General features: G+C 40.9%; 18 protein-coding genes. 14 read left to right on the top strand and 4 right to left on the bottom strand.

Annotated features, from left to right (window positions below):
- Nucleotides 1-82 precede the first annotated feature (82 nt).
- Nucleotides 83-256 (bottom strand): hypothetical protein, encoded by a 174-nt coding sequence (locus A5888_RS06945; protein ID WP_170924858.1) that lies wholly within the window; start codon nucleotides 254-256, stop codon nucleotides 83-85.
- 316 nt (nucleotides 257-572) lie between these two features.
- On the opposite strand from A5888_RS06945, the gene groES reads away from it, so the two are divergent.
- Entirely contained in the window at nucleotides 573-857 is a 285-nt protein-coding gene (gene groES / locus A5888_RS06940; RefSeq protein WP_086350352.1) for a co-chaperone GroES, read from the top strand.
- Nucleotides 858-915: 58 nt separating this feature from the next.
- A complete protein-coding gene (groL, locus tag A5888_RS06935) occupies nucleotides 916-2,544 on the top strand; it encodes a chaperonin GroEL (RefSeq protein ID WP_086350351.1) in 1,629 nt (542 codons plus the stop codon).
- A gap of 141 nt (nucleotides 2,545-2,685) precedes the next feature.
- Here the strand turns inward: groL and A5888_RS06930 are convergent, their stop codons facing one another.
- The 3 genes from A5888_RS06930 to A5888_RS06920 form a co-directional block, all read right to left on the bottom strand.
- The gene (locus A5888_RS06930) at nucleotides 2,686-3,117 is read right to left on the bottom strand and encodes a hypothetical protein (protein WP_086350350.1); all 432 of its coding nucleotides are present in this window, start codon (nucleotides 3,115-3,117) and stop codon (nucleotides 2,686-2,688) included.
- Nucleotides 3,118-3,374: 257 nt separating this feature from the next.
- Nucleotides 3,375-5,513: a GH92 family glycosyl hydrolase gene (locus tag A5888_RS06925; RefSeq protein ID WP_086350349.1), complete on the bottom strand. Its 2,139-nt coding sequence runs from the start codon at nucleotides 5,511-5,513 to the stop codon at nucleotides 3,375-3,377.
- A 15-nt stretch (nucleotides 5,514-5,528) separates the two neighbouring features.
- Nucleotides 5,529-6,557, bottom strand: a complete 1,029-nt coding sequence (locus A5888_RS06920) for a GntR family transcriptional regulator (protein ID WP_086350348.1) — start codon at nucleotides 6,555-6,557, stop codon at nucleotides 5,529-5,531.
- 165 nt (nucleotides 6,558-6,722) lie between these two features.
- On the opposite strand from A5888_RS06920, the gene A5888_RS06915 reads away from it, so the two are divergent.
- The 12 genes from A5888_RS06915 (at nucleotide 6,723) to A5888_RS06860 (ending at nucleotide 23,721) form a co-directional block, all read left to right on the top strand.
- A complete protein-coding gene (locus tag A5888_RS06915) occupies nucleotides 6,723-8,012 on the top strand; it encodes a glycoside hydrolase family 125 protein (RefSeq protein ID WP_086350347.1) in 1,290 nt (429 codons plus the stop codon).
- Between the two features lie 31 nt (nucleotides 8,013-8,043).
- Complete coding sequence (locus tag A5888_RS06910; RefSeq protein ID WP_086350346.1) at nucleotides 8,044-10,725, top strand: alpha-mannosidase; 2,682 nt, start codon at nucleotides 8,044-8,046, stop codon at nucleotides 10,723-10,725.
- The gene (locus A5888_RS06905; RefSeq protein WP_086350345.1) at nucleotides 10,725-11,585 is read left to right on the top strand and encodes an ROK family protein; all 861 of its coding nucleotides are present in this window, start codon (nucleotides 10,725-10,727) and stop codon (nucleotides 11,583-11,585) included. The genes A5888_RS06910 and A5888_RS06905 overlap by 1 nt, the downstream gene beginning before the upstream one ends.
- 93 nt (nucleotides 11,586-11,678) lie before the next feature.
- Nucleotides 11,679-13,076 (top strand): glycoside hydrolase family 1 protein, encoded by a 1,398-nt coding sequence (locus tag A5888_RS06900; protein WP_086350344.1) that lies wholly within the window; start codon nucleotides 11,679-11,681, stop codon nucleotides 13,074-13,076.
- A gap of 623 nt (nucleotides 13,077-13,699) precedes the next feature.
- Nucleotides 13,700-14,638, top strand: a complete 939-nt coding sequence (locus A5888_RS06895; protein ID WP_086350343.1) for an ABC transporter permease — start codon at nucleotides 13,700-13,702, stop codon at nucleotides 14,636-14,638.
- Between the two features lie 13 nt (nucleotides 14,639-14,651).
- Nucleotides 14,652-15,575, top strand: coding sequence for a carbohydrate ABC transporter permease (locus tag A5888_RS06890; RefSeq protein WP_086350342.1), 924 nt, complete (start codon nucleotides 14,652-14,654; stop codon nucleotides 15,573-15,575).
- A 120-nt stretch (nucleotides 15,576-15,695) separates the two neighbouring features.
- Nucleotides 15,696-17,168: an ABC transporter substrate-binding protein gene (locus tag A5888_RS06885; protein ID WP_086350341.1), complete on the top strand. Its 1,473-nt coding sequence runs from the start codon at nucleotides 15,696-15,698 to the stop codon at nucleotides 17,166-17,168.
- A gap of 200 nt (nucleotides 17,169-17,368) precedes the next feature.
- Nucleotides 17,369-17,983 (top strand): YesL family protein, encoded by a 615-nt coding sequence (locus tag A5888_RS06880; RefSeq protein WP_086350340.1) that lies wholly within the window; start codon nucleotides 17,369-17,371, stop codon nucleotides 17,981-17,983.
- Nucleotides 17,973-19,706 (top strand): sensor histidine kinase, encoded by a 1,734-nt coding sequence (locus tag A5888_RS06875; protein WP_086350339.1) that lies wholly within the window; start codon nucleotides 17,973-17,975, stop codon nucleotides 19,704-19,706. Before A5888_RS06880 ends, A5888_RS06875 begins: the two co-directional genes overlap by 11 nt.
- Nucleotides 19,706-21,190, top strand: a complete 1,485-nt coding sequence (locus A5888_RS06870; RefSeq protein WP_249274534.1) for a response regulator transcription factor — start codon at nucleotides 19,706-19,708, stop codon at nucleotides 21,188-21,190. Before A5888_RS06875 ends, A5888_RS06870 begins: the two co-directional genes overlap by 1 nt.
- A gap of 247 nt (nucleotides 21,191-21,437) precedes the next feature.
- On the top strand, nucleotides 21,438-22,754 hold the full coding sequence (locus A5888_RS06865; protein WP_086350338.1) for an APC family permease: 1,317 nt from the start codon (nucleotides 21,438-21,440) through the stop codon (nucleotides 22,752-22,754).
- A gap of 1 nt (nucleotide 22,755) precedes the next feature.
- A complete protein-coding gene (locus tag A5888_RS06860) occupies nucleotides 22,756-23,721 on the top strand; it encodes a D-2-hydroxyacid dehydrogenase (protein WP_086350337.1) in 966 nt (321 codons plus the stop codon).
- Nucleotides 23,722-23,803 lie beyond the last annotated feature (82 nt).

The raw sequence follows: 23,803 nt of genomic DNA, 5'->3' as shown, positions 1-23,803 counted from the left end.
TATTTTACGCATAAAAAGAGTGTCCACTGCCCATAATGATGTCCAAAGTAAAAACACACCTTAGTATTTTATAAAAGGAGAATCATTTTTTTCGATAGCCTAGAAGCAAGAAGATAAAGATGGCAAAGAATAATGCTTCCCATAAAGTTGTCGTCCAGTTGAACGCTTTATCCACGCCAAAAAAGAAATTTCCGATGTTCGCTACGACTAAATATAGGAATGTGAGTATAAATGTTTGAGCGAGTCGTTGTTTCATGGTTTTTCCTCCCTTCGTTGGTTTTGATAGGCTTGATTTATGTGTGGCATATAGTCTGAGGAGTAGTAACTGAAAGTCCAATGATAAGCGGAACAAGATATTTCTATGTGAATGTCTTTTGTTTTATTCTACCATGAAGCGGTTAAATCGTTGTAGCAGAACGATAATTTTTAAAAGCCGTTAAAGAAAAACGGATTTTACATACAAAAGACTTGCATTACAAAAGAGAAATGAGTATTATAAATAGTGTAGTTAGCACTCTATATGCAAGAGTGCTAAAATCAACTAAACTATTTTTATTATGGAGGGATTCATTGTGTTAAAACCATTAGGCGATCGTGTGATTCTTGAAGTCGCTCAAGAAGAAGAAAAAACAGTAGGAGGCATCGTTCTTGCTTCAGCTGCAAAAGAAAAACCGCAAAACGGAACGGTCATCGCAGTGGGAGAAGGCCGTGTTCTTGATAACGGTACAAAAGTTCCTGCAGAAGTTAAAGAAGGCGATACAGTTATGTTTGAAAAGTATTCAGGAACAGAAGTTAAATTTGACGGAAAAGAGTATTTGATCGTTTCCGGAAAAGATATCATTGCAATCGTCGAGTAAGACTCGATATTTCATAGTATTTAATAATTAAAATCAACGATAAGGTGGGAAAATAATCATGGCAAAAGAAATCAAATTTGCAGAAGATGCGCGTGCAGCAATGCTTCGCGGTGTAGATATTTTAGCAGATACAGTCAAAGTAACATTAGGACCAAAGGGACGTAACGTTGTTTTAGAAAAATCATACGGTTCACCACTGATCACAAATGATGGTGTAACAATCGCAAAAGAAATCGAATTAGAAGATCATTTCGAAAATATGGGCGCAAAGCTTGTTTCAGAAGTAGCTTCTAAGACAAATGATATTGCTGGTGACGGAACAACAACAGCAACTGTTTTGACGCAAGCAATTGTTCGTGAAGGACTGAAAAACGTGACTGCGGGAGCTAATCCTTTAGGCATTCGTCGCGGGATTGAACTGGCAACAAAAACAGCTGTAGAAGAACTACACAACATTTCGATCGTTGTTGACTCTAAAGAAGCGATTGCACAGGTTGCTGCAGTTTCTTCCGGTTCTGAAAAAGTTGGTCAGCTGATCGCTGATGCAATGGAAAAAGTAGGTAACGACGGTGTTATTACTATTGAAGAATCTAAAGGGATCGAAACAGAGCTAGATGTGGTTGAAGGTATGCAGTTTGACCGTGGCTATCTTTCTCAATACATGGTTACAGACAATGATAAAATGGAAGCTGTTTTAGAAAATCCATATATCCTGATTACCGATAAGAAAATCTCAAACATTCAGGACATCCTTCCATTATTGGAACAAATCCTGCAACAGTCACGTCCATTGTTGATTATCGCTGATGACGTAGACGGAGAAGCCTTACCAACCTTAGTATTGAACAAAATCCGTGGAACATTCAACGTAGTAGCAGTAAAAGCACCTGGTTTCGGCGATCGTCGTAAAGCAATGCTTGAAGATATCGCTACATTAACTGGCGGTACAGTGATTACTGAAGACTTAGGCCTTGAATTGAAAGACACAACAATTGAAAACCTTGGAAATGCAAGTAAAGTCGTCGTTGATAAAGACAACACAACAATCGTTGAAGGTGCTGGTGAAAAAGCAGCAATCGACGCGCGTGTTCAATTAATTAAAAATCAAATTGCAGATACAACATCTGATTTTGACCGCGAAAAATTACAAGAACGTCTAGCTAAGTTAGCTGGTGGTGTGGCAGTAGTTAAAGTTGGTGCTGCAACAGAAACTGAGTTGAAAGAATTGAAATTACGTATTGAAGATGCGTTGAATGCAACACGTGCCGCTGTTGAAGAAGGCATGGTATCCGGTGGTGGTACTGCACTGGTAAACGTAATCGGTAAAGTTTCTGAAGTAGAAGCTGAAGGCGATGTAGCAACAGGTGTGAAAATCGTGATTCGTGCATTGGAAGAACCAATTCGTCAAATCGCAGAAAATGCTGGATATGAAGGCTCTGTGATTGTTGATAAACTGAAAAATATCGATTTGGGAACAGGATTCAATGCAGCGAATGGCGAATGGGTAAACATGGTAGAAGCCGGAATCGTTGACCCAACAAAAGTAACACGTTCTGCACTGCAAAACGCAGCATCTGTTGCAGCATTATTGCTGACAACTGAAGCAGTTGTTGCAGACAAACCAGAACCAGCAGGGGTAGCAGCACCTGCGATGGACCCATCAATGGGTATGGGCGGCATGATGTAATAGATCTTTGAGAATCCTGAGAAATCAGGGTTCTTTTTTTTATGACTTACATTTCCACCACATTACTAGATGTAAAGGAAATGAAGGCTAAAGAAAAAGCCCTACATACTCTTATTTGAGTGACAGGGCCATTTTAGTGTTTTACCAGTTTTGCATTATGAGTATACCACCGTAAGTAGCAACGTACTTGCCACCTTGATATTTAGAACTTCTAAACTGTAAAGTACCAGCATACCAACGTTTAAATGTATTATTGTATTCTGAATAATATGCTGTGCTATTAAAGCTAGGTACAGAACTAGTCAATGTTATAGTTTTTCCGTAAGTTACACTTCTCAAATTATTAGTTGGGTCGTCGTTACTAGAAATAACAGTAACATCTTTATAAGCACTATCTAGCTCAATAAATGAGTTTTCATCGATTTCAATTCTTACCATTTCTCCTGTTTCTTTTACCTCCACTTTATTCATTTCAGGGGTATAAGAATAGTGCGACGGTTTAGTTTCTGCTTGAGAATGTACTGGTGCAATGAAAGTGCCTAATAAAATGAAACCGAACAAAATTTTTTTCATAACAAAACTCCTTTTCTTTTTATTTAATCTCATTATAAAAAAAATATCTTTGAGTCGAACAAAATTTACTGAATTAAAAATAAAAATTACTGATTATTTCAAGTTGATGTTGAATTAAACGCTTTTGATAGATGGAACTAGTTTTAATCTAAATAAGGTGTATGTAAATTTATTTGAGTTCCATCAAACAAGGTCTTATCTCCAACTACACAACAAAAACCTCCGTCAGATTTGTCATGACAGAGGTTTTAATTCATTTATTTCAAACTAAAGGGCAGTTCTCTTTCAGCATAATCTCTTGGATTTGGGACGATTCCAAGTTGGTAATGTATTGTGCCGCCTTGAAGGAGATTGTCATGAGTGAAGAACAAGGAAGTGTAGCTGTCTTCATTGCGTGTTATTTCATGAACAAATTGTTGTTGTACATGGTTTGGTGAGCTAGAAATGGTCAGTGTCTTTCCATTTGATAGATGAAGTGTTGCTTGATCAAACAATGGAATGCCGATGACATATTCTCCACTTCCGGCAGTCACTGGATAGAAGCCTAGCGAGCTGAAAATGAACCAACCGGACATACTCCCGTTATCTTCATCGCCGGGATAGCCTTGCGGTGTTGCGCTAAAGCATTGTGTCATTAGCTGCTTGATCATCGGTTGTGCCATTTCGGGTTTACCTAAATAGTTGAATAAGTATGGGAAGTGGAAACTAGGCTGATTTGATAAAGCAACCTGCCCGAATTCAATCGCTGCCATCTCACTCATTTCATGGATTTCAAACCCATAGCCACCTGTGTTATAAAGTGGTTTCTGATTGCATAGCTCAATCAATTTTTTCTCATAGGCATCTTTTCCGCCATGAGCGTCGATTAAACCAGCGAAGTCGTGATACACGGCGTAGCTGCTTTGCCATGCGCTGCCCTCCGCGTAATCTGTTCCCCAACGATGAGAGTCAAAGTCTTCACGGAAGTGCCCCTCTGTATCCTTTGCTCGCATAAAACCGGTTTCTTTATCAAAGATATTGACATAATTTTTGGCATGCTCTTTGTAATCCGCTACACTATCATCATTTAGAGCCGATCCAACCTGATAGATACAAAAGTCGCTGTAGCAGTAATCTAAGGTATGGTTGACTGATTCATGATAGGTGCTTGGAACATAACCATATTTTAAATAATCATAGGTTCCTCGGCGACCATAGTTAGCATGATCGCTTTGGTCGGTCGCAGCCTTTTTCATTGCATGTAGAAATTCAGGCATCAGATCAGAACGAATCCCCTTTACAGCCGCGTCAGCAATCACCGCATCGATCAAAGTACCAGGCATCATCCCACGTTCATCGGGAGAAAGCCATTTTGGCAGGAAGCCGGTTTCCTTGAAGCTATTCAAAAAGCCTTCCAGCATTTCTCCATATTTATCCGTAGCAATCAACGAGTATAGAGGGTAAACAGTTCTGAAGGTATCCCAAAAGCCATTATTTGTATAGAAAACTCCTTCGCGGACACATTTATTGAAGGTATCGTAATGAACGGGCTTATTCTCAGCATTCATTTCATAAAAGGTCTGCGGGAATAAAAACGTTCGATACAGGCAATGGTAGAAGGTTGCTATCTGTTGCTTGTCGTGATGAGTAATGTCGATTTTGCTCAAATACTTTTCCCAAGAAGATTGTGCCTGATTCAGATAGTCAGCTTTTGACCAGCTCAGTTCTCTGGAAAGATTCAGCTGTGCTTGATCGGCAGAGATAAAAGAAGTGCCGAAACGAATTTCCTGTTCAGATAAATCTCCAAAACGAAGGATGACAAACCCGTCTTTGCCTATTGTTTCTCCTTCAATGAGCGTGAGCTCACTTTCAAAATGAAGGACAAAATAGAAAGTGAAATCTTCATCTTCACAGCCGGCGTAATTGATGATCTGACCTAGGACAGTTGTCTCATCTAGCTGTTTCAGCTCATAACGGCCTGGTAAAGATAAAGCCAATCCGCCATTTTTTTGATTTCCGGAAAGAGAGAGCAATCCACCATACATGCTGGGGATTAGTTGTGAGTTGATTTGGTAACGACAACTAGTAATCTCTAAACATGCCGGATTAAAGGTACTTTCCTCTGGACGGTACGAGCTTTGGGCATGGAAGAGGGTATTTTCGCTTAGCTCACCGCTGATAGGGAGTAGGACAAGCTGGCTGAAATCACCCATCCACGGACTAGGCTGATGGGTGAGTCGAAAGCCTTGGAAAGTATGATCGTTTGGATGAAACCACCAGCTTCCTTTTTGATTGGTAGTTTGTGGGGCAAAGTAATTCATACCAAATGGTACTCCGGTATATGGTAGACAATTGCCGTGAGAAAAACTGTATTGATTGTCTGTCCCATGGCGCGTATCGATGGTTGAAATTTTCATGACGAAGTGAGCTCCTTATTTATTGGTAGTAGATTGTCGTAAAACAAGCTTGACTGGAACTTTTTCATCAGGGGTCGCTGTTTGCTTGATCAAAGCAAGGATTTTTTCGCCAGCAAGTTTGCCGAGCTCAGCAAAGTTCTGAGCAATGGTCGTCAATGGAGGATCAATCAAAGAAGCTGCTTGAATATCATCAAATCCAATGATAGAAAAGTCTTTTGGAAGTTGATAGTTCGCTTGCTTCAGTTGTCTCATCAATTCAATTGCAACGAGATCATTTTCACAAATCGCTGCTGTCAGTTGGTTTTCTTGGATATAAGTGATAGCTGTTTTGATGGTCGCAGCTGGGTCATCCAGCTTAGTCCGAAATGCCAAATCACTTTTTTTCAACCCATCGATATACCCCAGATATCGCTGTCTAACAGATTGAGGGTGATGAGTTGCTCCAAAAATATAGCCAATTTTCTGATGTCCATCGTGGACCAGTTGGTTGATTGCCAGCTGGCCTCCTTGAAAGTTATCGGAAAGGACGGCCGGAAAAGAAAAATCATAGAGTTTCTTATCCAATGTCACTACAGGGAAATCTAGTGCGGCCAACTCAAATAGCAAATCCAGCTGAGCTTCTGAGGTAACGGCGTAGTAAATCAAGCCATCAAATTCTTGGAGGATCATCTGAGCAGATCGTTGTTCCAGATAATCAGAGGGCGTCATAAGCAATTCATAGGAATGCTCTTGAATGATCGGATAAATGCCTTCTGTAAAATTTCCGAGTGACAGGTCATTAGCGAAAGGCAGGACAAAAAGAATCTTGCCTGTCTGGACATGCTCCGTCTGTTGCTTTTTAACAAAGCTGCCGCGCCCTTGTTCTCTATAAATATAGCCTTCGCTTTCTAGCTCAGTCAGTGCTCGTTTTGATGTGATGCGACTCACCTGATATTTTTCAGATAGTTCCATTTCTGTAGGTAGTTTACTTTCCGGGGCCAGTGTTCCGGAATCAATCATTTGTTGGAGATCTCCATAAATCTTTTTGTATAAAGGTTGTTTCATAATCGATTACACCTCTTAAGTTGATATATCATATTTTGATGATAACATATCCCTAAAAATTTGAAAACCCTTTTAATTTTTAAATCAATACTAGACATGAATAAAAAAGCGAGGTATACTGAGTGTGCTAAAATGGTATATCAAATTATGAGGATAGGTGATAACATGGTATATAAAAAAATACCTAATTCAGTAGAAAACTTTATGGCAGTCATTACAGAAAAATGTGGAGAAGCGCACAGTGATTGGGCGGAAAACTTCAATGCAGCCTTTGCAAATACACTATTAACAACTGTTAAACGACATTCAGACGGCACGACATTCCTGTTAACCGGAGATATTCCGGCGATGTGGCTGCGTGATTCGACTGCACAGGTACGTCCTTATTTAGTTGTTGCCAAAGAAGATGAAGAGCTGGCTGATATGATCTGTGGATTGGTGAAGAAGCAATTTAATTTTATTAATATAGATCCTTATGCGAATGCTTTCAATGAAGAAGCGAATGGGGCAGGGCATCAATCGGACCATACGGAGATGAATGACTGGATTTGGGAGCGCAAATATGAAATCGATTCACTTTGTTACCCTGTTCAATTGGCGTATCTTCTTTATAAAAACACTGGGCGTACAGATCAATTCGATGAAGCTTTTGTTGAAGGTGTCAAGAAGATCTTAACAGTATTTCGTACAGAACAGGATCATAGAACCTCGCCATATCGCTTTGTTCGAGACACGACAAGATCAGAAGATACCTTGATCAATGATGGACTAGGAGCAGAGGTTGTACCGACCGGGATGACTTGGTCAGGGTTTAGACCGAGTGACGATGCTTGTAAATATGGTTATTTAGTACCATCGAACATGTTTGCGGTCGTTATTTTAGGCTATTTGGAAGAGCTGTTTACTACGGTGCTTGCAGACGAAGCTTTGGCTAAGCAGGCACAAAAATTGAAAGCAGAAATTCAACGAGGAATTTCTGAGTATGGGATGACCACCAATCAAAAGGGAGAAAAAATCTTTGCTTATGAAGTGGATGGAAAAGGAAATGCAACTGTTATGGATGACAGCAATGTGCCAAACCTGATTGCTGCGCCTTACCTTGGCTATATTTCAGAGGAAGAGGAATACTATCAAAATACTCGTCAGACATTGCTAAGTAAGGAAAACCCTTATTTTTACGAAGGAACGTTTGCTAAAGGAATTGGCAGCTCACATACACCGGAAAATTATGTTTGGCCTATTGCGCTAGCTATGGAAGGAATGACGACTTCTGACAAAGCGGAGAAGGAACGTATTTTAGATTTGCTTACTGCAACAGATGCTGGCACGCACTTGATGCATGAAGGATTTGATGTGAATGATCCAAATCAATACACCAGAGAATGGTTTTCTTGGGCGAATATGATGTTTTGTGAACTAGTCATGGATTATTTTGATTTTCGAGTGGAAAAATAAGAAGGCGGATAAAGAGAGGAATGGCATAAATATGAAGAAAAAAGTGTATATCGTATCTCATAGTCACTGGGATCGTGAGTGGTATATGGCGTATGAGCAGCATCATATGCGCCTGATTGAATTAATGGATGATTTACTGGAATTATTTGAGACAGATCCATCCTTCAAAAGCTTTCATTTAGACGGTCAGACGATTATTTTAGATGACTATTTACAAGTGCGTCCTGAGAAGCGGGCGGCTGTTCAACAAGCAATCGATGAAGGGAAGCTGCAGATTGGCCCTTTCTATATTTTGCAGGATGATTTTCTGATTAGCGCAGAGTCGAATACACGCAATATGCTGATTGGAATGGAAGAAAGTAAGAAGTGGGGAACGCCTGTTGCACTGGGCTATTTCCCGGATACCTTTGGAAATATGGGACAGACACCGCAAATGATGCTGCAGGCTGGGTTGAAAAGCGCTGCGTTTGGTCGTGGTGTAAAACCCATAGGCTTTGACAATGAGGTTTTACCGGATGATCATTTTACTTCTCAATATTCAGAGATGCTATGGGAAGGGCCGGATGGCAGTGAGATTTTCGGGCTGCTATTTGCCAATTGGTACTCTAATGGAAATGAGATTCCTGTTGAAGAGGAGGCAGCGAAGCATTTTTGGCAGCAAAAGCTGGCAGATGTGGAGAAATATGGATCGACGAATCATTATTTGATGATGAACGGTGTGGACCATCAGCCTGTTCAAAAGGATGTTACAGAAGCTATCCGTACAGCCAATCGATTGTTTCCTGAGTATGAATTCATACATGCTGGGTTTACAGAATACTTGGAGGCAGTGCAGCAGGACTTACCAAAGGATGTTGGCACAATTACAGGTGAGCTGACCAGTCAAGAGACAGACGGCTGGTATACATTGGCTAATACGTCCTCTTCCAGAGTTTATTTGAAACAGTGGAATACAAGGGTTTCCAGACAGCTGGAAAATATAAGCGAGCCGCTTGCAGCGATGGCTTATGAGCTGACAGGACAGTACGACCATGACATGCTGGATTATGCTTGGAAAACATTGATGCAAAATCATCCCCATGATAGTATTTGCGGCTGCTCACTGGATGAGGTGCATAGAGAAATGATGCCTCGCTTTGAAAAAGCAAATGAGGTCGGAAAGTTCGTTGCGGATGAAGCGTTGCGCCAATTGACTACTGCAATCGATACGTCTGCATTTCCTAAGCAAAGCAAGCCTTTCGTTATTTTTAATACCGCTGGGTTAAAACGAGCGGGCACTGTAACGGTAGAAATCGAACTGGAACGAAAGACCTTTAAGGAAGGAATTCCAGCAGAGCTTTATCAGGAATTGAAGGAACGTCCGACGATGAGCTATCAGGTGGTCGATCAAGCAGGAAATGTTGTAAATGCAGTAATCAGTAAAGAAGAAGTACTCTTTGATTATGAGTTGCCTAAGGATGCATTCCGCATTCCATTCATGAAACGTTTTGTCACAGTGACCGTTGAGATTTCGAATATGGCAGAATTCTCATGGGAAGCATTGGCACTTGTAGAGGGAGCTACACGTGTTGAGACAAACAAGCTGGTCTCCGAAAATGGCAGGGTTATGGAAAATGAAGCGGTGAAGGTCACTATTACAGAGAACGGCAGCTTGACTATTTCTGATAAAGAAACAGGACGAACACTGAAAAATCTATTGGTTTTTGAAGATGTGGGCGATATTGCCAATGAGTATATTTTCAAACAGCCGGAGGGAGATCAGCCAATTCTTTCAACCGATTTCCCTCATACTGTGAAAATTGTTGAAAATACAGATGTGATAGGAAAAGTTTGTTTGATTCAAACATTGGAAGTGCCTGAGTCAGCAGATGAACGATTGGAAGAAGAGCAAAAGGCAGTTATCGAGTTCCGTTACCGTCAAGCGCAGCGTTCAAAGAAACTGGTACCCTTTGAAATTCAGACAATCATTACGTTGGATCGTGTGAATAAGCATGTTGGCTTTGAGACAACGATTAATAATCAGGTGAAAGATCATCGACTGCGAGCGCTATTCCCAACCGGAATACAAGTGGATACACATGAGGCAGACAGTATTTATGAAGCGGTGACTCGACCAAATCAGGTGTCGATTCATTGGGAAAATCCGACAAATCCGCAGCATCAGCATGCCTTTGTCAATCTTCATGAGGAAGCCTTCGGTGTAACCGTTGGTAACTTTGGCTTGAATGAATATGAAATCATCGATGATACGATTGCCTTGACTTTGATTCGCTGTACAGGTGAGTTGGGTGATTGGGGTTGGTTCCCAACACCGGAGGCACAGTGTCTCGGTCAACATACATTTGCTTATAGTATTGAATGTCACGGAGCGGCTGAAACACGTTATGAGACCTATAAGCATGCGCAAAGCTTGCAGGTCCCCTTTGTAGCAAAGCAGTTGGCTCATCAAAATGGCACACTTGCGCCTACACATCACTTTTTGACAGCAGAAGGAAAAACCTTTGCTGTAACAGCATTGAAACGCCGCAAAGCAGACAACCAGCTTGTCTTGCGAGGCTATAATCTGGCCGCTGAATCAACAGATGTACAAGTGGTAAAGGATGGCTGCACCCTTCAATTGTTGAACCTGCTTGAAGAAAAACAGGAACAGTCGATTTCTGATCAACTGCAGCCTTATGAAATTCGTACGCTTGGCTTTGAGGAGGAAAATTGATGTATATTGGTGCAATCGAAGCAGGTGGGACTAAGATGGTTTGTGCGGTGGCGGATGAACAATTGCGTATTATTGCTCAGACTGAAATTCCAACAACGACACCGGAGGAGACACTTGCTCGGCTGTTTGGTTTTTTTGATCACTATTCACTTAAAGCGCTGGGCGTCGGGTCCTTTGGGCCGATTGGTATCGATCCAAAGAAAGATGATTACGGCTATATTCTGGAGACGCCGAAGGTCGGGTGGACAAACATTGATTTCTTAGGAAGCTTGAAAAAGCGTTACGCCATTCCATTTGCGTGGACGACAGATGTCAATGCGGCAGCATACGGTGAGCTGAAGCAGGGGGCTGCTGAGGGAAAATCAAGCTGTATCTATTTGACCGTAGGCACAGGGATTGGCGCAGGTGTTGTACTTGACGGCAACATTTTTCAAGGTCGTGCTCATCCGGAAATGGGGCACATTCGAGTAAAACGACATCCGGATGACTATTATGAAGGAACGTGTCCGTACCACAAGGATTGTCTGGAAGGGCTGGCTGCTGGTCCATCGCTAGAAGCTCGAACAGGTATCAAAGGGCAGGACCTGGCACAAGATGCCCCAGTCTGGGAAATGCAAGCCTACTATATCGCTCAAGCGTTGGTGACTTACACATTGACATTGGCACCGGAAAAGATCATCCTTGGTGGTGGTGTAATGAATCAGGACCATTTACTGGATAAGATTCGTCAACAATTCGTCGAGCAAATGGCTGGGTATATGGAATCACCTGAGGTCAGCGAATACATCGTTCGTTGGGGCCTGCCAAACAAAAGCGGGATCATTGGAAGCTTATTATTAGGAAAAGAAGCAACTGCCTGAACGGTTATTTAGTGTAGGAACGGAAAAGTTCTGCTAAAATGAATCTGAATCAAAAAAGCAAGAACGATCCGCTTCAAAATAAGGAGGAGCACAATGACAACTTATCAATTTCCCGAAAACTTCTGGTGGGGCTCTGCAGCTAGTGGACTTCAGACAGAGGGAACAGTTCCGGGAGACGGCAGAGGAAAAAACATTTGGGATTACTGGTACGAGATTGCCCCGGAAAAATTTTTCAATGGCGTTGGCCCCGAAAAAACCTCTCAGCTTTATACGAAATACAAGGAAGATGTCCAATTGATGAAAGAAACTGGACACAACAGCTTCCGTACGTCCATTCAATGGAGCCGTTTATTTCCGGAGGGGACAGGGGAAGTCAATCAAGAGGCTGTTGCGTTTTATAATGACTATATCAACGAATTGATTGCTAATGGGATCGAGCCGTTTATCAATTTGTATCATTTTGATATGCCGATGCCTTTGCAGGAAAATGGCGGCTGGCTAGATCGTAAAACAGTCGACGCCTATGTGAATTATGCGAAAACCTGTTTTCAGTTATTTGGTGACCGAGTGAAGCATTGGTTCACTCATAATGAACCAATCGTTCCAGTAGAAATGGGGTATCTTTATCAGCAGCATTATCCGGCGGAAATCAATCTGGCTCATGCCGTACAGGTGGGTTTTCATGAAGCGCTATCGAATGCGTTAGCTGTTAAGGCGTATCGTTCGTTGAAAGCGGAGGGGAAAATTGGGATTATTTTGAATCTGACACCAAGCTATCCAAGAGATGAGACGAATCCGGCGGATGTGAACGCATCAGTAATTGCGGATGCATTCTTCAATCGCTCGTTTCTTGATCCCGCAGTAAAAGGAACATTTCCAACTGAGCTAGTGAATATTTGCCGAGATTTAGATATTTTACCTGTCTATCAAGAAGAAGACTTGGCTATCATCAAGGCGAACACGGTTGACATTCTAGGTGTCAATTACTATCAGCCGCGTCGGGTGAAGGCGAAAGAATCCGCGGTGGATCATAGTAATGGGCCATTGCCTGAGGATTATTTTGACTACTATGACTGGCCGGAGAAACGCATCAATCCTTATCGAGGCTGGGAAATCTATGAAAAAGGAATCTATGACATTCTGATTAATTTACGAGATAACTATGGCAATATTCCTTGTTATATTTCAGAAAATGGCATGGGTGTTGAAGATGAACAACGTTTCTTGAACTCAGAAGGAATGATTGAAGACGATTACCGCATCGAGTTTGTCACAGAGCATTTGAAGTATGTGCATCAAGCGATGCAAGAAGGGGCAAACTGCCTAGGCTATCACATGTGGACATGTATGGATAACTGGTCATGGTTAAATGCCTATAAGAATCGCTATGGGTTCATTTCTGTTGATTTGGTGGCGGATGGCAAACGTACAATCAAAAAATCGGGATACTGGTTCAAGCAAGTATCTGATAGAAATGGTTTTGAAGGGTAGTAATGGTTATTGACCTCATAGGTTGACCAATAGTAAGATAGAGAGACTGATTCTGAGGAATAAGCCGAAACACATGGAAATGATGTGAACAATTTCCATGTGTTTCGGTTTTTTTGTGGAGTGTAGGAGCCATACTAAGATAACTTGTCTTTAATGATAGAGAGCATTTTTGAATCAAGTGCCTTCATTTCTTAACAAATCCTAGTCTATTTTGATTTTTCTGAATCGACATTAAGCGTTTTTTGTTTGAGCACTCACACGTAACAAGGGAAAAATAATCAATCGCTTAAATAATAACCGTGAAAAAAGCGTATATTTATATAGTCTTATATTGAGTGTGGTTCGTTTTAAGTAGAAAATGAGCTTTTTAGGATTGGATATATCAATTATCTTTAATTTGTTGCGAAAGACCTATAATTTGTTTCTTATATCCATTCGTTGAAAGCGTTATCCTTTATATAAATCCTGATGAGCGATTTTATGTAAGAAAAGCGTCCTTTAAGATCTGTATCTTCAAAGGAGATAATCGTTTTCTTTTCGTTGACGGGATTTATATCAGGAAGTATCTGAAGAGGTGAAACACTAGATTTTTCAGATATGACCTAGCGAAAGGAGCGAAAAAAATGAATAAAAAAAAGGGCTTTTGGCAAAAGGTCTGGCAGTTTAAAGCACTTATTCTAATGGCGTTGCCGGGATTTATCTGGTTTATCTTTTTCTTTTACATACCCGTTCTGGCAAATGTTGTAGCCTTCAAGGATTTTCATATTTCTCCAGATGGCTTTCTGGCTAGTCTGAGTAATAGTCCGTGGGTGGGATTTGAAAATTTCAAGTTTCTATTTGCATCCAGTGATGCTTGGCTGATCACGAGAAACACATTGCTCTACAACATTGTTTTCTTGGCATTCAATTTGTTTTTTGCGATTGCATTTGCCATTGTTATGAGTGAACTGCGAAATAAAAAAGCGGTAAAGGTCTATCATACGATGTCTTTGTTACCCTATTTTCTTTCTTGGGTAGTGATTTCTTATTTCGTTTATGCCTTCTTGAGTCCTGATAAAGGAATCTTGAATCAGTGGATAACGAATGCCGGAGGCGAAGGAATCAATTGGTACGCTGATCCGAAATGGTGGCCATTGATTTTTGTTGTTTTGAATGTCTGGAAAAGTTTGGGCTATAACAGTATTATCTATTATGCGTCAGTCATGGGAATCGATCCTACCTATTACGAAGCAGCCATGGTCGATGGTGCCAGTAAATGGCAGCAGATCAAAAATGTAACGATTCCGCAGCTGATCCCAATGATGTCTGTTCTTCTGATTATGAATATCGGAGGAATCTTCCGAGCCGATTTCGGTTTGTTCTTCCAAGTGCCGAAAAATTCCGGTGCATTATATCAAGTGACATCTGTATTGGATACGTATATCTATAATGGTTTGACTGCTACCGGTGATTTAGGTATGACTGCAGCAGCTGGATTATACCAGTCTGTAGTTGGTGCTTGTCTGCTTTTAGCAGCAAACTTTGTTGTTCGAAAACTTGAACCGGATTCAGCATTATTCTAAGGAGGGCTTTGACATGAAAAAGAAAAAAGTAAAAAAAGTTGAAGTCCGTTCATTTAATCCGGCAGTCAACTTGATTTTTAATGTGGTAATTGCACTTTTCGCGATTTCCTGTATCTTGCCGTTTTTCTTTGTAATCGTAATTTCACTGACTAGTGAGACTTCTTTAGCGGAGAATGGGTATCGTTTTTGGCCCGGTGAATTTTCTACTGCGGCCTACACCTATTTGTTCAGTGGACAAATGAGCAGCAAGATTTTTCAAGCGTTTGGTGTCACTGTGTTTGTCACCGTATTTGGAACATTGATCAATGCTACGATGACATCTCTTTATGCATATGCTATCTCACGCTCCAATTTCCCTTTTCGTCGCTTTTTCACCTTAGTGGCACTGATCACGATGCTGTTTGCTCCAGGGATGGTTGCAAACTATCTAGTCATGACCAATCTTTTACAGTTGAAAGACACGATTTGGGCATTGATCCTTCCTTTAGCTTTAGGACCGTTCAACATTCTGGTTATGCGGACCTTCTTTAAGAAGACTGTACCCGATAGCATCATCGAGTCTGCAAGGATTGATGGAGCAAGCGAACTGAGGATTTTTGTCTCTATTGTTTTACCATTAGCTGTGCCGGGGATCGCAACGATTAGTTTGTTTGCGGCATTAGGCTACTGGAATGACTGGTTCAATGCGTTATTATATATTCAGAAGGATTCGCTGGTTCCATTACAGGCACTGCTTATGAGGATTCAAAACAATCTGGATTATCTAGCGAAAAGTACCGGTATGGCAGCCCAGGTTCAAGGTGGATTGGCAGCTTTACCAAGTGAATCGGCTCGTATGGCAATTGTTGTGGTTTCAACGCTTCCGATTGCAGTCACTTATCCATTCTTTCAACGATACTTTGTTGGCGGATTGACTATCGGTGGCGTCAAAGAATAAAATGGTCCAAATTTTTCTGCTAATGAAACATGCTTTATCGTTCTAGCTATTAGGAAAGAACAGCACTGCATCATTCATTTATTTATTTAGCAGGATTACTATGAAGTAGGAGGAATAGGAATGAAAACGTGGAAAAAGACAGTAGCTTTTGCAGGTGCAGCAGCACTGACGATTGGCCTTGCGGCTTGTGGATCAAATGACAGCAGTACAAGTAGTTCAGGTTCTGATTCGGATGGTGTAACAACATTATTGATGTACCAAGTAGGAGACAAACCTGAGAATTATGACAAGCTGATGGAAATTGCCAATAAACGAATCGAAGAAGAAATCAATGCGAAGATTGATTTGCAATACATCAGTTGGGGCGATTGGAATCAAAAGATGAGCACGATCATTGCTTCCGGCGAAAATTATGACTTATCCTTTGCTTCTGATTATGTGGCGAATGCACAAAAAGGAGCATACGCTGATCTGACAGAGCTGGCTCCGAAATACGCGAAAGAAGCATATGAGCAATTAGATGAAGCTTATATCAAAGGAAATACGATTGACGGAAAGCTTTACGGTTTTCCTGTGAATGGCAACATCTATGCACAACAAATGCTGACTTTCAACAAGCAGTATCTGGATAAATACAATATCGATATCAGCTCGATCAATTCTTATGCAGATGCAGAAAAAGCACTGACGACCTTCCATGAAAATGAACCGAATATTCCGGCGTTTGCCATTGGACAGACCTTTGAAATGTCTGGAGATTTCGATTACGTTATCGGAAAAGAATACCCATTTGCTGTGAAGCTGGATGGTGACTCGACTAAAATCGTCAATCAATACGCAGACAAAGATCAAATGGCGAAATTTAAACTGATGCATAAATGGTATACAGCAGGGTTGATTCCGACAGATGCAGCGACGAATACAACTGGTTTTCCTTTAGAAGGAAACACATGGTTCATGCGTGAAGAAACACAAGGTCCTATGGATTACGGCGATACGATTTTAACCAATGCTGCTGGTCAGGAGCTCGTTTCACGCCCGATTACTACGCCACTGAAATCAACAGCGCAAGCACAAATGGCCAATTTTGTTATCTCAAATGTTTCTAAAAACAAAGAAAAAGCAATGGAGCTTCTTGGTTTGCTGAACAGTGATCCAGAGTTGCTGAACGGGTTGGTCTATGGCGTTGAAGGAGAAGCGTGGGAGAAAATTGACGGTGAAGATGGAAAAATCAAGTTATTGGATGGCTACAAACCAAACAATCATATGGCTGCATGGAATACAGGAAACAACCTGATTCTTTATACACAAGATACGATCACGGATGAAATGATCAAAGAACGTGATGAAAACATTGCAGCTTCTAAAGCTTCTCCAATTTTAGGCTTCAACTTTAAGACGGATAGTGTGAAGACTGAGATTACAAATATTGCGAATGTGATGAATCGTTATAAATCTAGTTTGGCAACAGGAACGATCGATCCTGAAGTGAATATTCCTAAACTGTTGGAAGATTTGAAAACAGCTGGTTGGGATAAAGTGGGCGATGAAATGCAGAAGCAGTTTGATGAATTTCGTGAAGCAAACGAATAGTCTGTTGTAGTCTGAAACAAAGAAATATCGAAAACGCTTTTTAGGAGGTCGAGGCAATATCAAGAATGAATTGTCTCAACCTCTTTCTACATAAACCAAAAAGATTGCCAAAATGGTGATCACCGTTATAATAAGCATAGCAACAGCTAAGGCGTGTTGATCAGGACATGCTTACATAAAAAAAGAAGGAGGAAAAACATATGATCAGCTCTGGATTGGATAAGGGGTTTTCAATGATTTGGGCTATTGTAAAGCTTAATTTGATGTTTATTGCATTTACGCTTCTTGGTGGGGTAGTTTTAGGGATTGGACCTGCTCTTCAAACCATAAGTGATCTGATTCAGGAGAATGAATTGAACTATCGAGAATCTACCTGGAGATTAGGCTTGCAACGTTGGAAAGTCAACTTTATCAAAGGCAATGGTCATTTTTATTTATTTTTAGCATCACTTGCACTTATCAGCTACAACCTGTATCTTTCAACAGGGATTCAAGGCTTGCTTTGGCTGGTCATCGATTTTGTTTTGGTTTTTGTTGGTTTATTGCTATTTGTTTACTATTTATATTTGCTGATCAATGAATCGACCTATGAGCTGAGTCTGTCTAATCTGCTGAAGCTTTCCTTTGTCAGTATTTTTCTGAACTTTGGCGTGTTTCTTAAAATTATTATTGGATTGGTGGGTATTGTCCTATTTACCCTTAGTATGAAAGGCTTGCTCTTATTTGGCAGCTTTAGCCTGATGCTTCTTTGGGCATCCTTTGCCAGTCGAAAAAATCGTGAACTGATTGATGGAAAGCTGACTTATGAGGGCTAGACTAGCGGCTTTTTTTAAAAGAGATTTTTTGATCAATCAGCTGATGCAGCTATACAGTTTATTGCTAGTTTTGGTATCTGTGTTCATCATGTTGGCGTTGAGCTTGTATACGGGGATCGAACGATTTCATAGCAGTTGGCAAATGGTAGAAAATACTGGGGTTCAGTTGGACAATTATACACAGGAAAAAAGCGGATTGATGACCGACATCTTAGGTGAATTTACAAACTCTGACAGGCAATTTGAGACATTGAGAAACTATCTGAATCTGAGTCCGGCAGAATATTTTGAGTATACGAACGAGCTTTACCGAACAACGGGGGAAAATATTTTTGTACCCACAACCTTGTCTCGCTTGTTCAATGCTCATGGAGAAATTAAAGAGATTGCTATCCGTCTGGAGGAAAGTGACCATTATCTAAAAGCAACTAGGAAACAGCCTCAAGGAGTTGACGTACAAGGCAACAGCGTTAGTATGGATGAAAGCCTATATCTGATTCGTTCGATTTACAGTCCGGGCAATTTGACGCAGGTTGTTGGGCAGCTGTTTGTCGCATTTGACGATTCAATGGTACTTGGCAGCCAAGGACAAGATAATTTGCAAAAAGGGATCGACAGCTTTATTTATTCCAGCAATGGTCAGCGGCTTTACAGCAATAGTGCTCAAATGACAAAATCAGAGTTGAAGAAGCTTGATGAAAAGATGCAGCAGGGCAGAGCGGTTCCAGGATTTTTAGAAAAGGATCACTATGTCAAAGAGGTGACAATTCGAGAGGACCGTACGATTCTAGTGTTACTTAGCAAAAAGATAATCTGGCAAGAGATTCTTTCATTTGCCGGAATGATCTTCTTTTTTGGGTTTCTGGTCATTACTTTATTGTTGCTGGTTTTGCATCGAACATTCAAACGTTACTCTTCTCAGGTACGGAATATTGTCGAGGCGACAAAGCAAGTCAGTCAAGGGAATTTCAAGGAGCAGATCGATACAACTAATGTGCAACAAGAGCTGAAAGAAATTGCTGAGGCAATCAATCAGATGACGGTGAGTATCAATGATTATATCGAGGATATCTATACCTTGGAGATCAAACAACGAGATGCCCACATGCGTGCATTGCAATCACAAATCAATCCTCATTTTCTTTACAATACCTTGGAGTACATTCGGATGTACGCATTGAGTCGTCAACAGGAAGAGCTGGCGAATGTGGTGTACGCCTTTTCTGCTTTATTGCGGAATAATACGACACAGGAAAAAACGACGACCTTGCAGCAGGAATTGGATTTCTGTGAAAAATATGTTTATCTGTACCAGATGCGTTATCCGGATAAAATTGCTTATATCGTGACGATCGAAGAGCGTTTGAAAGAGCTGATTATTCCTAAATTTATTATACAGCCTCTTGTTGAAAATTATTTTGTACATGGTATCGATTATGGAAGAAATGACAATGCCATCAGTATTAAGGCCTATCTGATTGCTAACAAAATTCACATTCAAGTGTCAGATAATGGAAAAGGGATGGATGCCAAAAAATTACATGAAATTGAAGAAAAGCTGGCTGATCGAGAAGTGGAGCTGCAAAATTCGATTGGGCTGAAAAATGTACATGAACGATTACGTGGATTTTACGGAGATGCCTATCAGATACAAATCGACTCTACGCTGTGGCAGGGAGTCAAGGTGACCATCGTATTGGATGAGGAGGTGTTGAAGTCTTGATGCGATACAAAGTAATGTTTGTAGACGATGAATACATGATTTTAGAAGGCTTGAAAATGATTGTTGATTGGTCAGCGTTGGGCTTTGATGTAGTCAAAACAGCGAAAAATGCAACGGAGGCGCTGAGCTATCTTGAAAATCATGAAATTGATTTGCTGATTACGGACATCAACATGCCTGAAATGAGTGGCATTGAGTTGGTAAAACAGGCTCAGCTGGAAAAGCAGGAGTTTTTTACAATCATCTTGTCTGGCTATCAGGAGTTTGATTTTGTGAAAAAAGGGATGCAGTTAGGCGTGAAGAATTACTTAGTCAAGCCAGTCAATAAAGAAGAGCTGAAAAAAAGTGTTCTTGAGATACACACTGAGCTGGAAAAGCGTCAGCAGCAGAAGGAACAAAAGGAATTTTATAGAGAAACCGGGCTGATTCTATGGCTGAATGATGAGTTGAACGATGGTGAGTTTCAAGGGTTGTTGAAACAATTTTCAACGGGGACACTGCCACCATATACGCCTGTTGTTTTCAATGGGGAAAAGGAGATATTGGAAGCCATAGCAGAGCGTTTTGTGGCTAAGGGACAGCAGATGGCTGTGTATGGGAGATTTAATGAGAAGCAACTGATTCTCATATACAGTGGCGATCGTCAACCATTACTATTGATGATTCGAGCACTTGAGCAACATTTTTCAGGGGAGCATTGGCAGCTTATTGTAGGAGAAACCATCGAAGAATGGGAAAATCTATATAAAAGCTATGAAAAAATTAAACAGGTTCAGTCACTACAAGCTTTTTATCCGGATTTATTGCCACGTGAACGAATCATCAAGGTTGATACAGTCAATAAAGAAGGAGAGCTACCATTCCTTTCGTTTAATAAGGCTTTGATGATTGGGGATATCAAAACGATTCGTCAGGAGCTGGATAAAATTTTTGATCAGCTTTTGGCGGCACAGGCTGATCCGGAGCAGGTAAAATATATTTCTTTCTTGCTCTTTACTGACATTTATCGTCAATCTCCTGCTCTATCTGCGGAGGATTACGAAGCGGTTATTGCAGAAATTCGGAAAGGGAATACGATCGTCGAGCTACGACGTCTGTTTGACTCGATTTTGGAAAAGACGAAGGAACAGAACAACCAAAAACGATACTCGGAAACAGTGCAGCATGCCATTGATATCATCAATAATGAGTATACAGCAGAGATTTCATTGAAATCAGCAGCTGAGTCCTTGCATCTAAGTGTGGTCTATTTAGGTCAAATCTTTAAAAAGGAAACGGAGTTGAGCTTTAACCAGTATTTGAATCTCGTTCGAATCAAGAAAGCCCAACACTTGTTGCTTCACACGCAACAGACAATCAATGAAATTTCAGAAGCGATCGGATACAATAATACAAATTATTTCTCAAAAATGTTCAAAAAGCTGAATGGGATCACTCCAAAAGAGTTTCGCGATACATATAGAGAAGGGTATGATTCGCTATAGTATGAAACGGAGTTGTAAAAAAAGCCCAACCTCTTTAATTGACGAGAATACAGTAAATCCGGAATTTCATAAATTTTTGGCTTATAATCGATAAGCTGTTTTGGGAACACATTTTATTCAATTTCAAGGGACTAGGGCATGCTTATGCCAGAGTCCCGTTTCTATTAATTTTTGTTTTAAGTCATACTTGGCAATCCATCTGGTTATCCAGTATACTTTGAGTATTATGAAAATGGAGTGTGTTTATGTGAAAAACCAGTTAAGAAAAGAAATTTCCTTTTTCGGTGCTCTTTCAACAGTGATGGGAACTGTGATCGGTGCCGGAGTATTTTTTAAAGCGGCTGCAGTAGTAGCGCATACGCAATCAGCTGGACTGACCGTATTAGTCTGGCTATTGGCAGGGTTCTTGACGATTTGCGGCGGGTTGACAGTTGCTGAGCTGGCAACAGCTATCCCGGAAACCGGGGGACCGATTCGTTACATAGAAAGAATTTATGGAAAACTGCCGTCCTTTTTATTAGGATGGGCGCAAAGTATCATTTATTTTCCAGCGAACATCGCTGCACTGAGTATTATTTTTGCTACACAGCTGATTAATTTATTTCATCTGGCAGAGGGTAGCCTATTGCCACTGTCTATTGTAACAGCAATAAGTATAACGGGAATTAACTTACTTGGAACAAAAGCAGCAACAACTGTTCAATCATTTACTTTATCGATCAAGCTGATTCCAATTGCTTTGATCATCATTGTCGGGTTGTTGACACCGGGAAAAGTTGCGGTTTCCTTTACTACTTTTTCTTCTGGTGCGGGTGGATCACTGGCAGCAGGAGTGAGTGCGGCATTATTGGCGACTCTTTTTGCTTACGATGGTTGGTTAGGTGTCGGAAATATCGCAGGTGAGATGAAACGTCCTGAAAAGGATTTACCTAGAGCCATTATCTTTGGATTGAGTTTTGTAACGATCGTGTATGTATTGATTAATTTTGTTGTATTGAAAACCTTGCCGATTGATTCAATTGCGGGCAATCTGAATAGTGCATCCGAAGCTGCTATGGCCATTTTTGGTGATTTTGGAGGAAAGCTTGTGACGATTGGTATCTTAATTTCTGTTTATGGCGCGCTAAATGGGTATACGATGACAGGAATTCGCGTACCCTATGCTATGGCATTAGAGAATGAGCTGCCATTCAGTAAAGCCTTTAGACGAATGACGAAGCGAACAAATGCGCCGTTTGTTGCTGCCTATGTTCAATTGGCAATTGCGTGTGTCATGATGTTCTTTGGTACTTTCGATTTGTTGACGGATATGTTGGTCTTTGTTATGTGGTTTTTTAGCCTGCTATTATTTTTTGGTGTAATTCTTCTGAGAAAAAGAGAACCAAGTTTGACACGTCCTTATAAAGTTCCGCTATATCCAATTATACCTTTGATCGCCATGTTGGGCGGTGGATTCATATTGATCATGACGATGGTTACTGCACCGATGTTGGCATTGGTCGGTATTGGAATTACAGCCTTGGGCATTCCTGTATTTTATTATCAGAAAGGAAAGAGTGAGTAGGATGAAAATTGTCGTATTAGATGGCTATGCGCTGAATCCCGGGGATATTAGTTGGCAAGCGCTACGTAATATGGGAGATACGGTAATCTATGATCGTACCTCATACACTGAAACAAATGAAATCATTGAACGAATCGGTGAAGCTCAGGCGATTTTTACCAACAAAACACCGATTACAGAGGAAATATTGGCGGCTTGTCCGACGGTTGCATACATTGGTGTTTTGGCTACAGGGTACAATGTTGTCGATATTGCAGCGGCCCAAAAAAGAAATATTCCGGTGACCAATGTTCCAAGCTACGGCACGGATGCTGTGGCACAATTTACTTTTGCGTTGCTTTTGGAAATTGTCAGTCAAGTAGGGCTTCATAATCAGTCGGTACATCAAGGGGACTGGCAAAACAGTAAGGATTTTACGTATTGGAAATCGCCCTTAATGGAGCTGTCAGGAAAAACGATAGGTTTGGTTGGGTATGGCACAATCGCTCATGTAGTTGCTGAGATTGCCCATGCGTTTCAGCTGAAGGTCATATACTATAATCATCGCCCAAAACAACCACAAGCAGGATGGATTCGACAGGTTTCTTTGGAAGAGCTCTATCAGCAGGCAGATATTATCAGCCTGCATATCCCACAGATGCCGGAGACAGAGCGAATGATCGATGCAGCAGCAATCAGCCAAATGAAGGATCGTGTGATTCTGATCAATACTTCACGTGGTGGACTTCTTGATGAAGCTGAGGTTTCAGAGGCATTGAATAGTGGCAAAATTGCCGCTTTAGGTGCGGACGTGGTTTCAAAGGAACCCATTACTTCAGATAATCCCTTATTGCAGGCGAAAAACTGTTATTTAACCCCTCATATTGCTTGGGCGCCGGTTGAAACCAGAGAACGACTGATGAAAATTGCAATGAGCAACTTCCAGAGCTTTTTGAATGGAGCAGTGCAAAATCGTGTGAACGAATAAATGTATTTACCTAGATAGAGAAAATGAACAGAGCCCCTCGTCGAATCCATGTGATTCGGCGAGGGGCATTTTAGTATGAAAA

Source organism: Enterococcus sp. 9E7_DIV0242, assembly GCF_002140975.2.
GTDB classification, from domain to species: domain Bacteria; phylum Bacillota; class Bacilli; order Lactobacillales; family Enterococcaceae; genus Enterococcus_L; species Enterococcus_L clewellii.
The sequence above is the reverse complement of the archived record's forward strand: the minus strand, read 5'-3'. Positions and strand labels throughout refer to the sequence as shown.

Excerpts from the sequence above, each read along its gene's own strand:
- A5888_RS06945 (WP_170924858.1), bottom strand. The coding sequence starts at position 256 with ATGAAACAACGACTCGCTCAAACATTTATACTCACATTCCTATATTTA.
- groL (WP_086350351.1), top strand. The coding sequence starts at position 916 with ATGGCAAAAGAAATCAAATTTGCAGAAGATGCGCGTGCAGCAATGCTT.
- A5888_RS06930 (WP_086350350.1), bottom strand. The coding sequence starts at position 3,117 with ATGAAAAAAATTTTGTTCGGTTTCATTTTATTAGGCACTTTCATTGCA.
- A5888_RS06925 (WP_086350349.1), bottom strand. The coding sequence starts at position 5,513 with ATGAAAATTTCAACCATCGATACGCGCCATGGGACAGACAATCAATAC.
- A5888_RS06920 (WP_086350348.1), bottom strand. The coding sequence starts at position 6,557 with ATGAAACAACCTTTATACAAAAAGATTTATGGAGATCTCCAACAAATG.
- A5888_RS06915 (WP_086350347.1), top strand. The coding sequence starts at position 6,723 with ATGGTATATAAAAAAATACCTAATTCAGTAGAAAACTTTATGGCAGTC.
- A5888_RS06910 (WP_086350346.1), top strand. The coding sequence starts at position 8,044 with ATGAAGAAAAAAGTGTATATCGTATCTCATAGTCACTGGGATCGTGAG.
- A5888_RS06905 (WP_086350345.1), top strand. The coding sequence starts at position 10,725 with ATGTATATTGGTGCAATCGAAGCAGGTGGGACTAAGATGGTTTGTGCG.
- A5888_RS06900 (WP_086350344.1), top strand. The coding sequence starts at position 11,679 with ATGACAACTTATCAATTTCCCGAAAACTTCTGGTGGGGCTCTGCAGCT.
- A5888_RS06895 (WP_086350343.1), top strand. The coding sequence starts at position 13,700 with ATGAATAAAAAAAAGGGCTTTTGGCAAAAGGTCTGGCAGTTTAAAGCA.
- A5888_RS06890 (WP_086350342.1), top strand. The coding sequence starts at position 14,652 with ATGAAAAAGAAAAAAGTAAAAAAAGTTGAAGTCCGTTCATTTAATCCG.
- A5888_RS06885 (WP_086350341.1), top strand. The coding sequence starts at position 15,696 with ATGAAAACGTGGAAAAAGACAGTAGCTTTTGCAGGTGCAGCAGCACTG.
- A5888_RS06880 (WP_086350340.1), top strand. The coding sequence starts at position 17,369 with ATGATCAGCTCTGGATTGGATAAGGGGTTTTCAATGATTTGGGCTATT.
- A5888_RS06875 (WP_086350339.1), top strand. The coding sequence starts at position 17,973 with ATGAGGGCTAGACTAGCGGCTTTTTTTAAAAGAGATTTTTTGATCAAT.
- A5888_RS06870 (WP_249274534.1), top strand. The coding sequence starts at position 19,706 with ATGCGATACAAAGTAATGTTTGTAGACGATGAATACATGATTTTAGAA.
- A5888_RS06860 (WP_086350337.1), top strand. The coding sequence starts at position 22,756 with ATGAAAATTGTCGTATTAGATGGCTATGCGCTGAATCCCGGGGATATT.